This is a genomic window from Streptomyces graminofaciens (assembly GCF_030294945.1).
Classification (GTDB): domain Bacteria; phylum Actinomycetota; class Actinomycetes; order Streptomycetales; family Streptomycetaceae; genus Streptomyces; species Streptomyces graminofaciens.
Map to the genome: position 1 here is coordinate 8,145,099 of NZ_AP018448.1, position 14,130 is coordinate 8,159,228.

Genomic DNA, 14,130 nt, shown 5'->3' on the forward strand with positions numbered 1-14,130 from the left:
ATCGGTCGGGAACGCCGAGTCGGTCGGGTTCGCGCTGGTGGGCCTCAGCACAGCGTCACCATCCGCCCGGCCACGGCCCCGTCGGCCCCGTCGGCTCCACCGGTCCCTTCCGCCCAGGCCGTAAGTGGTGTGAAGCCCCGGTGGCCGCACTCGCCGAAGACCGTGACGGGGGTGCCGCCGGAGAGGGCGGCCAGGCGCCACAGGCCCGGGCGGGTGCCGGCGGACGGGGTCAGGGGCAGGGCCAGCTCGCCGGCGGGGTCCGTCAGCTGCCAGCCGTCGCCGTCCGGGGTCGGTATCACCCCGGCGAGCGTCACCGGGTACGAGTCCAGCCACGGGTCGTCCCGCAGGGCCTCGCCGTAGCGCGCCGCGGCCTCGGCCGGGGTCACACCCGGGGGCCGTATCGCCGCCGGCTCGGGGACGGTGAACCGCTCGCCCAAGGCGGCGCGCAGCTGCCCCGCGCCGGGGTACGACGACACCTCCGCCTCGAACGCCAGCCCGACCGGCAGTGACAGCTCGGGCGCGCGGCCGGCGGCGCCGTAGGAGAGGAGCAGTGCCGTACGGCCCGACTCGGCGCCGTGGACCCAGATGCGGCGGGTGGTGAGGCGGGTGTCCGCCGTGTCGTACTGGGCGAGGGCCAGCCAGCGGTCGCGGACCGGCGGGCCGTCCGGGGAGCCGGGCAGGCCGACCCGGGAGCGGACCGTCGCCGCGAGTCCCTCCGGGAGCCGTTCGCGACGCAGCCAGCCCTGGACGAGGAGGTGCAGAAGCGCGCACTCCTCAAGGAGCCGGACCGGCCAGCCGGGGCCCGAGCCCGGTATCGCACCCAATTCCCTTACACGGGCGGCCAGTCCGGGGGCCTGGGCGTCGACCATGCGGGCCGCCGTCTCCTCCCACAGCCCGTACCCCGCCCGCTCCGCGGCGGCCAGGCCGCCGCGGAGCAGATCGCCCAGGCGCTGCTCCAGCTCCGTCGCGCCCGCGGTGATGCGTTCGGCGCGGCGCTCCGCCCTGCGGAGCGCCGCCTCCGGGTCAGCGGACGTGGCCCCAGATGCCGCGCCCGTCCTCGTCGTCCTCTCCGCTGCGCGCGTGCGGCGCCCGGAGAGCCACTGCTCCGCCCAGTCCGGCGCCTGCCCATGCGGCACCGCACCGTCGTCGGCCGCCCAGAGCAGCAGCAGTCCCAGTGCGTGCTTGCACGGGAACTTGCGGCTCGGACAACTGCACTTGTACGCGGGCCCGGAGGGATCCGCGACGTCGACCACGGTCTGATACGGCTTGCTGCCACTGCCTTTGCACAGTCCCCACACCGTCCCCTCGTCCGAAGTGCCCGCCTGCGACCACGGTCCGGCCGCGGCGAGTTTGCTTCCGGCTTTGCGCGACGCTGCGTCAGGCGCCGATGCCAGCACCTGCTCAGCCGTCCAGCGCACCCCCTGCTGAGTCATGTTCCGAAGGTAGATCCCACCACTGACAATTGGCTTGCGCCACTCGATTTTCGCAGGTCAGACTGGATTGTCAGTGGCGTGGTGCAGTGTGGTCAGCAGATCCGAACCGGCCGAGCTGGAGGGGGACTCAGCCATGCCTGCGTCCATTGAAACGACCACTGTCGACCCGACCCGCAACCAGTCCGCGCCCGCGAACGCGCGTACGAGCGGCGAGGTGCTGCGGGCGCATGCCGAGCACGCCTTCGCCGATGAACTGGCCGCGCTGGCCGCACAGGACGACCGGCCCCGCCCGGCCCGCTGGAAGCTGTCGCCGTGGGCCGTCGCGACCTATCTGCTCGGGGGCACGCTCCCGGACGGCACGGTGATCACACCGAAGTACGTCGGCCCGCGCCGCATCGTCGAGGTCGCCGTCACCACCCTCGCCACCGACCGAGCCCTGCTCCTGCTCGGCGTGCCCGGCACGGCGAAGACATGGGTCTCCGAGCACCTGGCGGCGGCCGTCAGCGGCGACTCGACCCTGCTCGTGCAGGGTACGGCGGGCACACCCGAGGAGGCCATCCGTTATGGGTGGAACTACGCGCGGCTGCTCGCCCACGGCCCGAGCCGCGACGCCCTCGTGCCCAGCCCCGTCATGCGGGCCATGTCGGAGGGCATGACGGCCCGCGTCGAGGAGCTGACCCGCATCCCGGCCGACGTCCAGGACACACTGATCACGATCCTGTCCGAGAAGACCCTGCCGATACCGGAGTTGGGGCAGGAGGTGCAGGCCGTCCGCGGCTTCAACCTCATCGCCACGGCCAACGACCGCGACCGCGGGGTCAACGACCTGTCGAGCGCCCTGCGCCGCCGCTTCAACACGGTCGTGCTGCCGCTGCCGGAGAGCGCCGACGCCGAGGTCGACATCGTCTCGCGCCGCGTCGACCAGATCGGCCGCTCCCTCGACCTGCCGACCGCGCCCGACGGCATCGACGAGATCCGCCGCGTCGTCACGGTCTTCCGCGAGCTGCGCGACGGCGTCACGACGGACGGCCGCACGAAGCTGAAGTCGCCCAGCGGCACGCTGTCGACGGCCGAGGCGATCTCCGTAGTCACCAACGGCCTCGCCCTGTCCGCCCACTTCGGCGACGGCGTCCTGCGCGCCTCCGACGTCGCCGCCGGCATCCTCGGCGCCGTCGTCCGCGACCCCGCCGCCGACCGCGTCATCTGGCAGGAGTATCTGGAGGCCGTCGTCCGCGAGCGCGACGGCTGGACGGACTTCTACCGCGCCTGCCGCGAGGTGAGCGCATGACCGCCCAGGAGGGGAGGGGAAGGACCTCCGGCGGCGGGCCGCTGCTGCTGGGCGTACGGCATCACGGGCCGGGGTCGGCCCGGGCGGTGCGGGCGGCGTTGGACGCGGCCCGGCCCCGGGTGGTGCTGATCGAGGGACCACCCGAAGCGGACGCTCTGGTTCCGCTGGCCGCCGAGGAGGGCATGCGACCCCCGGTCGCCCTGCTCGCCCACGCGGTGGACGAGCCGGGCCGCTCGGCGTTCTGGCCGCTCGCCGAGTTCTCCCCGGAGTGGATCGCCATCCGCTGGGCCCTGCACCACGGGGTCCCGGCCCGCTTCATCGACCTCCCGGCCACACACACGCTGGCCTGGGAGAAGGAGGAGACGGGGGCGGCGGGAGAGGGTTCCCCGGACGGGCGGGCCGAGGGCGGCGCCGATGGGTCGGACGAGGACGAGGAGACGGCTGAGGGTTCTCCCGAGCCGGTGTCTCCCGAGCCGGCGTCCCCTGAGGCCATGTCCTCCGAGTCGGTGTCCTCCGAGGCGTCGATCCGCGTCGATCCGCTCGCCGCGCTCGCCGAAGCCGCCGGGTACGACGATCCCGAGCGCTGGTGGGAGGACGTGGTCGAGCACCGGGGGACGGGTGGAGACGTCTTCGCGCCGTTCACCGCGCTGGAGGAGGCCATGAGCGCGCTGCGGGAGGCGTACGGCAGCGGGGGGCACGACCGGGACCTGGTGCGCGAGGCGTACATGCGGCTTCAACTACGGGCCGCGCAGAAGGAGTTCGGGGACGGCGAGGTGGCTGTGGTGTGCGGGGCCTGGCATGTCCCCGCGCTGCGGGAGAGGCGAACCGTCGCCGCCGACCGGGCACTGCTGAAGGGGCTGCCCAAGGTCAAGGCCGACATGACGTGGGTGCCGTGGACGCACCGGCGGCTCGCCCGGGCCAGCGGGTACGGCGCGGGCATCGACTCGCCGGGCTGGTACGGGCATCTGTTCGGCGCGCCCGACCGTCCCGTGGAGCGTTGGCTGACCAAGGTCGCGGGGCTGTTGCGCGAGGAGGACCGGATCGTCTCCTCCGCGCACGTCATCGAGGCGGTACGGCTGGCCGAGACGCTCGCGGCGATGCGCGGGCGCCCGCTGCCCGGGCTGACCGAGACCACCGACGCCGTACGGGCGGTGATGTGCGAGGGCTCGGACGTACCGCTGTCGCTGGTGCACGACCGGCTGGTGGTCGGCGATGTGCTGGGCGAGGTGCCCGAGGCGGCGCCGGCGGTGCCCTTGCAGCGGGACCTCGCGCGGCAGCAGCGGCGGCTGCGGCTCAAGCCGGAGGCGCTGGAGCGGGAGCTGGAGCTCGACCTGCGCAAGGAGAACGACACCGAGCGCAGCCGTCTGCTGCACCGGCTGCGGCTGCTCGGCGTCGAGTGGGGCGAGCCGGCGGTCACGCGCGGCAGCACGGGGACGTTCCGGGAGGCCTGGCGGCTGCGCTGGGAGCCGGAGCTGTCGGTGCGGATCGCCGAGGCCGGGGTGTGGGGGACCACCGTGCTCGCGGCGGCGACCGCGAAGGCCGAGGCGGACGCCCTGGCCGCCCCGTCGCTCGCCGACATCACCGGCCTCGCCGAGCGCTGCCTCCTCGCCGAACTCCCGGACGCCCTGCCGGTGGTGATGCGGGTGCTCGCCGACCGCGCCGCCCTCGACGCGGACGTCGGCCACCTCGCCCAGGCCCTCCCGGCACTGGTCCGCACCCTGCGCTACGGCGACGTCCGCGCCACGGACACCCGGGCCCTGGCCGGCGTCGCGGCCGGACTTGCCGAGCGCGTCTTCGTCGGCCTGCCGCCCGCCTGTGCGGCGCTCGACGCGGAGGCCGCACAGGAGTTGCGCGGCCATGTGGACGCCGTGCACGGGGCGGTGGGCCTCCTGGGGGACGCCGTCACGGCCGAGCGGGGCGACATACGGCATGGGCTTCCGGGCGACATACGCGGCCGCTGGCACTCCGTGCTCCGCGTGCTGAGCGCGCGAGACACCGTCCCGGGTGTCATCCGTGGGCGGTCCGTGCGACTCCTGCTGGACGAGGGCGAGTTGGCGCAGGACGAGGCGGCGCGGCTCATGGGGCTGGTGCTCTCGCCGGGCACGGCGCCGGCCGACGCGGCCGCGTGGATCGAGGGGTTCGTCGGCGGCGGCTCCGGCGGCGGAATGCTGCTGGTCCACGACGAGCGGCTGCTCGGCTTGGTGGACGCGTGGCTGACCGGGGTGCCGGGGGACGCGTTCACCGACGTACTGCCGTTGCTGCGGCGGACGTTCTCGGCGTACGAACCGGGGGTGCGCCGGACGCTCGGCGAGTTGGTGCGGCGTGGACCGGGGGCGAGGGTCGGTGCTGCGGTTTCCGGTGCCGGGATACCGGGCTTCGCCGCCGACCTGGACGACGCCCGTGCGGACGCGGTGCTGCCTGTGCTGCGGCTGCTGCTCGGCCTGGACGGCGACCAGGAGCACGTCGACGAAAACGACATTGACGACAAGAACCTTGTGGGGGTGGCGGGATGACGACCGACGGACTGAGGGAGCAGGGGCAGGCCGCCGAAGCGGTGGCCGCCGGGGACCGGCACGGGCAGGGGCGCGGGCTTCGCCCGGACGACCGCCCGGCGACGACCGTGCCGGTGATCCCCCTCTGGGACCGGCCTCGTACTGGGGTGCGCGGATGACGACAGGGACGACGGGGACGACGGGGACGACGGGGACGACGGGTACAGGGGGGCCGGCGGCGGAGGCGACCGGCGAGCGGTTGCGGCGCTGGCGGCTGGTGCTGGGCGGGGACGCGGCCGACGGCACCGGGTGCGCGCTCGGCGGGCGGGACGCGGCGATGGACCAGGCGCTGACCGCGCTGTACGGAAAGGGGGACAAACCGCAGAAGGGGAAGGACCGTTCGGCGGGGCTCGGGGCGTCGGCGCCGTCCGTGGCGCGCTGGCTCGGGGACATCCGGACGTACTTCCCGTCCTCCGTCGTGCAGGTCATGCAGCGGGACGCCATCGACCGGCTCGGGCTGTCCACGCTGCTGCTGGAACCGGAGATGCTCGAGGCGGTGGAGGCCGACGTCCACCTCGTCGGTACCCTCCTCTCCCTCAACAAGGCCATGCCGGAGACGACGAAGGAGACCGCGCGGGCCGTCGTGCGGAAGGTCGTCGAGGACCTGGAGAAGAAGCTCGCCACCCGCACGCGGGCCACCCTCACCGGCGCCCTCGACCGCAGCGCCCGGATCAACCGCCCGCGCCACCACGACATCGACTGGAACCGCACGATCGCGGCCAACCTGAAGAACTACCTCCCGGAGTACCGCACGGTCGTGCCCGAGCGGCTCATCGGGTACGGGCGGGCCTCGCAGTCGGTGAAGAAAGAGGTCGTCCTCTGCATCGACCAGTCGGGGTCGATGGCGGCGTCCGTCGTCTACGCGTCGGTGTTCGGGGCCGTGCTGGCGTCGATGCGGTCCATCAGCACCCGGCTCGTCGTCTTCGACACGGCCGTCGTGGACCTCACCGACCAGCTGGACGACCCGGTCGACGTCCTCTTCGGCACCCAGCTCGGCGGTGGCACGGACATCAACAGGGCGCTCGCGTACTGCCAGTCGCAGATCACCCGGCCCGCGGAGACGGTGGTCGTGCTGATCAGCGACCTCTACGAGGGCGGGATACGCGACGAGATGCTGAAGCGGGTGGCGGCGATGAAGGCGTCGGGGGTGCAGTTTGTGACGCTGCTCGCGCTCTCCGACGAAGGGACGCCCGCGTACGACCGCGAGCACGCGGCGGCGCTCTCGGCCCTCGGCGCACCGGCGTTCGCCTGCACGCCCGACCTGTTCCCCGAGGTCATGGCGGCGGCGATCGAGAAGCGGCCGCTGCCGATACCGGAGGGCGTGTGAGCCCGGGGACGAGTGACACGCGGTTGTGACGAGAGGGGGAAACAGGACAGGGGAGGTTGAAAAACGGACATGACCGCGCGTCGGTGACGGGGGGCTTGCGCGACCGCGGGAGGGCCGTGCGAGGATCGGCAGCACTTCACAGCCTTCACACGGGTGTTCGCATCTTCGCCCCGTACTGCTTCGTTCCGCCGCACGGAGGGCTCTCCCCGCCTTGACCTCGCCAACCGCACCGCCCGGTGCCGGTGCTGGTGCCGGTGCCAGTACCGGTGTCGCCCCGCGCCTGCCGCGCGGGCTCGCCGGGCGCCGGCTGCTGCAGGTGGTGCTGCTGGCGGGCGGGATCCTCACGCTGGGGCTCCTCTGCGGGGAGCGGGCGCAGGCGGCGGAGCGGGTGCCGGTCGCTTCGGTGACCGAGGTGACCGAGGTGACCGAAGCGACCGAGGTGGCCGGGGCGGCCCACAGCCAGACCACGGGAACTTCTGCCGTCGACCGTACAGTGCGGCCGGTGACCGAGGCCGTCACCGACGCCGTGACCGAGGCTGCGGTCGAACCGGTTGTCGAACCCGTTGTCGAACCGGTCGAGGAGCTGGTCGTTCAGCCGGTCGCCGAGAACGTTGTCACGCCTGTCGGTGACCTCGTGGAGTCGGTGACGGGTGGACTGGTGGAGGCTCCGGAGCAGCTCCCGCCGGTGAGCGAACTGCCGTCGCTGCCCGGCCTGCCGAGCCTCCCAGAGCTGCCCGCGCTGCCCGAACTCCCCACCCTTCCCACCCTTCCCACTCTCCCCCCGCTTCCTGAGCTGCCCGTGCTGCCGGGGCAGACCCTGCCCGCCGAGGCGGCGCCGCAGCAGCCGGCCGCCGGGCAGTCGGACGAGGTCGGCGAACAGGCCGTCGGGCCCGTTTCGGCGACGTACGGTCCGCGCGTCGGCGTCGGCGTCGGCGTCGGCGTCGGCGTCGGCGTTGGCGTTGGCGTTGGCACGGCGGTGGCCGTATCCACGGCTGCATCCACGGCTTCGGGGACACACGACGTCGGGGACGTGCCTGCCGCGCACGTGCCCGCGCAGCGGTTCCCCGGTGGTGCCCCGACGGGTGCGTTCGGTGGGCGTTCCGCGATCGACAGCGGTGGGCCGCGCCACGCCGAACCGCATGCGGTCACCTCTTCCCGCCGGGCGCCGTCGAGCCTCGTGCCCGGCTCCCTCACGCTCGTCGCCACGGATGGGACCCGGGACCGACACCGGGACATCGCCGAGTTTCCCGGGTAGGCGGGACTTCCCCTGCCGGACCTGTCGCACGGGGGCGGAACAGTTCGTGCCCGCCGCCCAGGCGTCTCCCCCCAAGCCCGGACGAAGGCCATCGGAGCCGGAATCGCGACCCCGTCGCCTCCACGATGCCGGTGACCGCGACCGCAGCCCCGGCCCATGGCCGCCGACGGACGTGCAGCCGTTCGGCAGGGCGTCGCCGGCTCGATCACCCTGCGCGACGTCCACCAGTGCCTCTGACCGAAACCCGTAGCCGCAAATCCGTAGCCGAAAGCCGCAGCCGAACCCCCCAGCCGAAACCCGAAACCCGAAACCCGCAACCCGCAGCCGAAACCCGCAGCCCGCAGCCGAAACCCGCAACCCGCAGCCGCAGCCCGCAGCCGAAACCCGCAGCCGCAGCCCGCAGCCGAAACCCGCAACCCGCAGCCGCAGCCCGCAGCCGAAAGCCGCAACCCGCAGCCGCAGCCCGCAGCCGAAAGCCGCAACCCGCAGCCGAAAGCCGCAGCCCGCAGCCGCAGCCGAAACCCGCGGGCGAAGCCAATGACCGTCACCCGTTGCCGTGGACCGGCGGCGGAGTGATCGAACGACTCCGTCGGAGAAACCCGGACGGCCGAAAACCGTCGGACGGGTTCGGGTGGCACCCGGCGGACGAGGCGGGCGGTCCCCATTGGGGTGGGGATCGACCGCCGTGAGCCCAGTAGGGGTGGGCCATTCGTGCCCCTACGGGCTGTTCAAGGGACCTCACCGGGTCAACCCCAGCCCGGTGAGGTCCCGCACGTCCGGCACGCGGTGCCAGTGAGCGCGGCATCATGTGACAGGTATCACCGCTCAGGTGTGAGCTGCGATTTAGAGGCCCTCGGGAAGCAGCGATAGCCTGCGAGACGGACATGCCGCGCGCTCGGACACCGTGTGCGCCTCCTTTGTGACACACAGCGGACGTCACGTTGCCCTTCGCGGCACGCCCACGCATCCAACGAACCGCGAGATCACTGATAGGGACGGACGCGCGTGGACCTGTTCGAGTACCAGGCGAGGGACCTCTTCGCCAAGCACGGTGTACCGGTGCTGGCCGGTGAAGTCATCGACACGCCTGAGGCGGCGCGCGCGGCAACCGAGCGCCTGGGCGGCAAGTCGGTCGTCAAGGCACAGGTGAAGGTCGGTGGCCGCGGCAAGGCCGGCGGCGTGAAGCTGGCGGCGACCCCGGACGAGGCCGTCGCCCGCGCGACGGACATCCTCGGCATGGACATCAAGGGCCACACGGTCCACAAGGTGATGATCGCCGAGACGGCTCCGGAGATCGTGGAGGAGTACTACGTCTCCTTCCTCCTCGACCGCACCAACCGCACCTTCCTCTCCATCGCGTCCGTCGAGGGCGGCATGGAGATCGAGGAGGTGGCGGCCACCCGCCCCGAGGCCGTCGCCAAGACGCCGATCGACGCCAACGAGGGTGTGACCCCCGAGGTCGCGCGTGGGATCGTCGCGGCCGCGAAGTTCCCGGCCGAGGTCGCCGACCAGATCGCCGACATCCTCGTCACGCTGTGGAAGACCTTCGTCGCCGAGGACGCGCTCCTCGTCGAGGTCAACCCGCTGGCGAAGGTCGCCTCCGGCGCCGTCCTCGCCCTTGACGGCAAGGTCTCCCTGGACGAGAACGCCGAGTTCCGTCAGCCGGAGCACGAGGCGCTGGTCGACCACGCCGCCGCCAACCCGCTCGAGGCCGCCGCCAAGGAGAAGGGCCTCAACTACGTCAAGCTCGACGGCGAGGTCGGCATCATCGGCAACGGCGCGGGTCTCGTCATGAGCACCCTGGACGTCGTCGCGTACGCCGGTGAGAACCACGGTGGCGTGAAGCCCGCCAACTTCCTCGACATCGGCGGTGGCGCCTCCGCCGCCGTCATGGCGAACGGCCTGGAGATCATCCTCGGCGACCCGGACGTCAAGTCCGTCTTCGTCAACGTCTTCGGTGGCATCACCGCCTGTGACGAGGTCGCCAACGGCATCGTGCAGGCGCTGCAGCTGCTCGCGGACAAGGGCGAGGAAGTCACCAAGCCCCTCGTCGTCCGCCTGGACGGCAACAACGCCGAGCTGGGTCGCAAGATCCTCTCCGACGCCAACCACCCGCTGGTCCAGCGCGTGGACACCATGGACGGCGCGGCCGACAAGGCCGCCGAGCTCGCGGCTGCGAAGTAAGGACGAGGGAAAACAGCCATGGCTATCTTCCTCAACAAGGACTCCAAGGTCATCGTCCAGGGCATGACCGGTGCCACGGGCATGAAGCACACCAAGCTCATGCTGGCCGACGGCACGAACATCGTCGGTGGCGTGAACCCCCGCAAGGCGGGCACGTCGGTCGACATCGACGGCAACGACATCCCGGTCTTCGGCACGGTCGCCGAGGCGATCGAGAAGACGGGTGCGAACGTATCCGTCCTCTTCGTACCGCCGGCCTTCGCCAAGGCTGCCGTCGTCGAGGCCATCGACGCCGAGATCCCGCTCGCGGTCGTCATCACCGAGGGCATCGCCGTTCACGACTCGGCCGCGTTCTACGCGTACGCCGTGTCCAAGGGCAACAAGACCCGCCTCATCGGCCCGAACTGCCCCGGTCTCATCACCCCGGGCCAGTCGAACGCCGGCATCATCCCGGGCGACATCACCAAGCCGGGCCGCATCGGTCTGGTCTCGAAGTCCGGCACGCTGACGTACCAGATGATGTACGAGCTCCGTGACATCGGCTTCTCGTCGGCCGTCGGCATCGGTGGCGACCCGGTCATCGGTACGACGCACATCGACGCGCTGGCGGCCTTCGAGGCCGACCCCGACACCGACCTGATCGTGATGATCGGTGAGATCGGTGGCGACGCGGAGGAGCGTGCGGCCGACTTCATCAAGGCGAACGTCACGAAGCCGGTCGTCGGCTACGTGGCCGGCTTCACCGCGCCCGAGGGCAAGACGATGGGCCACGCCGGTGCCATCGTGTCCGGTTCCTCCGGTACGGCCGCCGCCAAGAAGGAGGCCCTCGAGGCCGCCGGCGTCAAGGTCGGCAAGACGCCGACCGAGACGGCGAAGCTGGCGCGCGAGATTCTGGCCGGCTGACGTTTGATCGGCTGAGCCTTTGGTGGGCCCGTATCCCTCGTGGGGTGCGGGCCCGTCGGCGTTTCCGGGCTCGGGCCGCTCGTTCGTTACAGGCCCTGGCGGCACGATCGCCCGCCGCAGTCAGAGGTGCGGAGGCTCACCGGGGTTCCGGGGACAGCTTCTCCGGGCCGTTGGCCGTCTCTGCCTTCAGTTTCTTGCGTAGCGACCGTTCCTTGTCGGAGAGGGGGCCGGGGGCCGCTCTCGGCGGGACGCCCTGGACGGGGGCGCCCGGGGGCACCGGGGGTTCGTAGTGGTCGGGGGCTGTGCGCAGGGTCAGGGCCGTGACGGTGAGGAGGAGGATCGTGCAGACGAAGGCCCAGTGGGTCCAGAGGCGGGCGCGGTACTCACCGCGGGCGCGGAGGGCGGTCGGCCGGGCGGTGCACAGGCGTCGGCCGGAGGCCAGGCCGGCCAGGTGGTCGTGCAGGGCCTCCGGGGACGACAGGTGGGGGAGGCGGTCGGCGATCGCCGCGCGGGCGTAGAGCAGACGGCCCGCCGCGGCCGGCGTGCTCGCCTCCGTCTCGGCGGCCGTGTCCGGGAGGTCGAGGCCCACGCCGTCGTAGAGGAGCAGGGTGCGGCGGTACACGGGCGGGAGTTTCAGGAGCGCGTCGCGGAGGGTGCGCTGCTCAGGGTCGGACGGCGGGGGGTCCGGGCGGCGCAGGCGCAGGCGTGGGCGCAGGGTGTGCCAGGGGGAGAGGGCGTACTCGTGTGCCGCCGCTCGCAGCCAGCCCGGCGGGTCCCGGTCGACCGCCACCTCCGGCCAGCGCTGCCAGGCCAGCTCGAAGGCGCGCTCCACCGATTCGAGGGCCAGTTCGTGCCGCCCGGTGAGCAGATATGTCTGCCGTACGAGGGTGTGGGCGCAGTGGGCGTGGAGGGCGTCGAAGGCCTGGGCCGGGGTGCGGGAGGGTTGTGCGGCGGCCCTGGGGTCGGCTTCCGCTTCCGCATCGGTGGAGAGGGGCTGCTGGTACCACTCGCCCTGGGCGTCCGCCTGGGCGTCCGCGGTGTTTCGGACGTCGTCCTGCGCGGTCACCGGATCGCTCCGCGCGTGACCGCTCCTCGTACGGAAAGACACATAAGCACATCTTGAGCGACACGTGCGCATTTCCTCCGTTGCGCCGGAAAGGAGCGTGTCGTTGGGAGCATGGCGAGCGTGACGCATGCGACCGACTCGGACGGCTCGAACGCTTCGACTGCCTCGGGCTTCTCTCTCCCCTCGTACATTTCGAGCGCTTCGGCCTCGGTGGTGCCGCCGTTGTCGGCGAGGTTCTCGCGTGGCCGTCGGTCGTCCGGGCTGGTCGCCGGGTTGCTCGGTGGTGCGCTGGCGGCGGGGCTCGGGCTCGGGGCGTTCGCCGTGCTGGTGATGCTGCTGTGGATCACTTCGCCGTACCCGGACAGCGGGCCGGGCGGGGCGCTGCATGTGGCGGCGGCGTTGTGGCTGCTGTCCCACGGTGTCGAACTCGTCCGCGTCGACACGCTCTCCGGTGTCCCCGCGCCGGTCGGTGTCACCCCGCTGCTGCTGCTCGCGCTGCCGGTGTGGCTGGTGCGGCGGGCGGCGCGCGACGCGGTGGACCGGGCGGGGGGCGCGGTCCGTACGGCGTGGGCCGCGTGCGCCGGTGTCGTCATCGGGTACGCGGCGGTCGGCGGCGTGGCTGCGGTGTACGCAGCCGGGGGCGCGTTGCGGCCCTCGTGGGTGTGGGTCGCGGTGTGTGTGCCGGTGGTGGCGGCGCTCGCGGCGGGGGTGGGGGCGTGGGCGGCGTGCGGGCGCCCGGTACTTCTCTCGGGCGCCCTGGGGGTGGAGCGGCGGCGGGAGTTGGGGGTTGCCGGGCGGGCTGCCGGGGCCGGGGTGTTGGTGCTGGTCGGCGGGGGCGCCTTGCTGGTGGCCGGGGCCCTGGTGTGGCACGGCGGGGCGGCTCGGGAGTCGTTCGCGCAGCTCACCGAGGGGTGGTCGGGGAGGTTCGCGGTGTTGTTGCTGTGTCTGGCGCTGGTGCCGAACGCGGTGGTGTGGGGGGCGGCGTACGGGGTGGGGCCCGGGTTTGTGCTGGGGGCGGGGCAGGTGGTCGGGCCGTTGACCGGGGGTGGGGCGCGGGCCGGGGTGGAGGCGGTGTTGTTGCCGCCGTTTCCGTTGCTGGCGGCGGTGCCGGGTGGGGGCGGGGCGTGGGGGCTGGTGGCGGGGGTGGTGCCGGTGGGGGTCGGGGTGGCCGTGGGGTGGTTCGTGGGAGGGCGGGCCGGTGGGGTGTGGTCCGGGTGGCGGACTGCGGGAGTGACGTCGTTGGCGGGCGTGCTGTGCGGGTTGGGCGCGGCCGGGTTGGCGAAGCTTGCGGGTGGGCCGTTGGGGGGTGCGGCGTTGGCTCACTTCGGGCCGGTGTGGTGGCAGGTGGGGGGTGCGGTGGTGCTTTGGGTGGGGGCGGTGGGGGTGCCTGTGGGGGTGGGTGTGCGATGGGTCGACGGGCGGAGTGTGGGGGGTGGTCGGCGGCGGGCCCCGGTGGTGGGCGGAGGGGGTGTGGGTGGGGGGTACGACTTGCCGTCGGCCGAGCCGGAGCCGGAGCCGGAGCCGGAGCCCGAGCCCGAGCCCGAGCCCGAGCTCAAGCCCGGGAGCGGGGGCGGGGGCGGGGGTGGAGCCGAGTTCGAGGTGGCATCCGGGGCCGGGACTGAGGGATTCGTGTGGCATGACGATGCGTCCCGGGAGACGAGGTGGGCCTCGTTGAAGGAGGTGGCGGGTTCGGCGGAGCCGGTTGATCCGGTGCAGCCGTGAGAGGTCGCCCCCGCCGCCGCCCCTACCCCCGTTCCCCTCCCTGGGAGCTGCGCCCCCAGACCCCCACGGGGAGCTGGCGTGGATGGTCACCTACGGCCGAGTGGGTGGCGAATCGCCCTGCGGTCTCGTCCTCGAACGCCGGACGGGCTGGATGATGCCGGGTTTGTCGTTGAGGTGCGGGCGGGCGGGCGGACTGGGATGGCGCCCGATCTGTCCTGGAACGTCCAGCCCTGCTCCTCGACGAGGTCGAGGACCGACTGCCCGTCCTCGACCGTGGTGTCCGGGACGAACACGTCCGGCAGTGACGGCATCTCCGCCGGGTCGAAGAACCATTTGGTGTCGTCCCACAGCAGATCAGGCATCCGGCATGCCGACCTCGTCAGCTCGTCAGCTCGTCAGC

General features: G+C 72.8%; 11 protein-coding genes. 8 read left to right on the top strand and 3 right to left on the bottom strand.

All coding sequences use genetic code 11. From position 1 onward, the window contains the following. Positions 1 to 44 precede the first annotated feature (44 nt). Entirely contained in the window at positions 45 to 1,433 is a 1,389-nt protein-coding gene (locus tag SGFS_RS35825) for an SWIM zinc finger family protein (protein ID WP_286256306.1), read from the bottom strand. 133 nt (positions 1,434 to 1,566) lie between these two features. Between SGFS_RS35825 and SGFS_RS35830 the strand changes: the two genes are divergently transcribed. The 7 genes from SGFS_RS35830 to sucD all read left to right on the top strand — a co-directional run bounded on the left by SGFS_RS35830 (position 1,567) and on the right by sucD (position 10,942). After that, entirely contained in the window at positions 1,567 to 2,721 is a 1,155-nt protein-coding gene (locus tag SGFS_RS35830; RefSeq protein WP_286256307.1) for an ATP-binding protein, read from the top strand. Beyond that, complete coding sequence (locus tag SGFS_RS35835; RefSeq protein WP_286256308.1) at positions 2,718 to 5,234, top strand: DUF5682 family protein; 2,517 nt, start codon at positions 2,718 to 2,720, stop codon at positions 5,232 to 5,234. Before SGFS_RS35830 ends, SGFS_RS35835 begins: the two co-directional genes overlap by 4 nt. Further along, positions 5,231 to 5,392 carry a hypothetical protein gene (locus SGFS_RS35840; protein WP_286256309.1) on the top strand — a complete coding sequence of 54 codons (162 nt, stop codon included), beginning with the start codon at positions 5,231 to 5,233 and terminating at the stop codon, positions 5,390 to 5,392. The genes SGFS_RS35835 and SGFS_RS35840 overlap by 4 nt, the downstream gene beginning before the upstream one ends. Then, positions 5,389 to 6,600, top strand: a complete 1,212-nt coding sequence (locus SGFS_RS35845; protein WP_286256310.1) for a vWA domain-containing protein — start codon at positions 5,389 to 5,391, stop codon at positions 6,598 to 6,600. The genes SGFS_RS35840 and SGFS_RS35845 overlap by 4 nt, the downstream gene beginning before the upstream one ends. Positions 6,601 to 6,811: 211 nt before the next feature. Continuing rightward, on the top strand, positions 6,812 to 7,855 hold the full coding sequence (locus tag SGFS_RS35850) for a hypothetical protein (RefSeq protein ID WP_286256311.1): 1,044 nt from the start codon (positions 6,812 to 6,814) through the stop codon (positions 7,853 to 7,855). Between the two features lie 1,005 nt (positions 7,856 to 8,860). After that, the gene (gene sucC / locus SGFS_RS35855; protein ID WP_286256312.1) at positions 8,861 to 10,039 is read left to right on the top strand and encodes an ADP-forming succinate--CoA ligase subunit beta; all 1,179 of its coding nucleotides are present in this window, start codon (positions 8,861 to 8,863) and stop codon (positions 10,037 to 10,039) included. A gap of 18 nt (positions 10,040 to 10,057) precedes the next feature. Beyond that, a complete protein-coding gene (gene sucD / locus SGFS_RS35860) occupies positions 10,058 to 10,942 on the top strand; it encodes a succinate--CoA ligase subunit alpha (RefSeq protein ID WP_286256313.1) in 885 nt (294 codons plus the stop codon). A 136-nt stretch (positions 10,943 to 11,078) separates the two neighbouring features. Here the strand turns inward: sucD and SGFS_RS35865 are convergent, their stop codons facing one another. Next, the gene (locus tag SGFS_RS35865) at positions 11,079 to 12,008 is read right to left on the bottom strand and encodes an RNA polymerase sigma factor (protein WP_286256314.1); all 930 of its coding nucleotides are present in this window, start codon (positions 12,006 to 12,008) and stop codon (positions 11,079 to 11,081) included. A gap of 210 nt (positions 12,009 to 12,218) precedes the next feature. Between SGFS_RS35865 and SGFS_RS35870 the strand changes: the two genes are divergently transcribed. Then, entirely contained in the window at positions 12,219 to 13,730 is a 1,512-nt protein-coding gene (locus SGFS_RS35870; protein ID WP_434028230.1) for a cell division protein PerM, read from the top strand. A gap of 86 nt (positions 13,731 to 13,816) precedes the next feature. On the opposite strand, the gene SGFS_RS35875 is transcribed toward SGFS_RS35870, so the two are convergent. Next, on the bottom strand, positions 13,817 to 14,092 hold the full coding sequence (locus tag SGFS_RS35875) for a hypothetical protein (protein WP_286260470.1): 276 nt from the start codon (positions 14,090 to 14,092) through the stop codon (positions 13,817 to 13,819). Positions 14,093 to 14,130 lie beyond the last annotated feature (38 nt).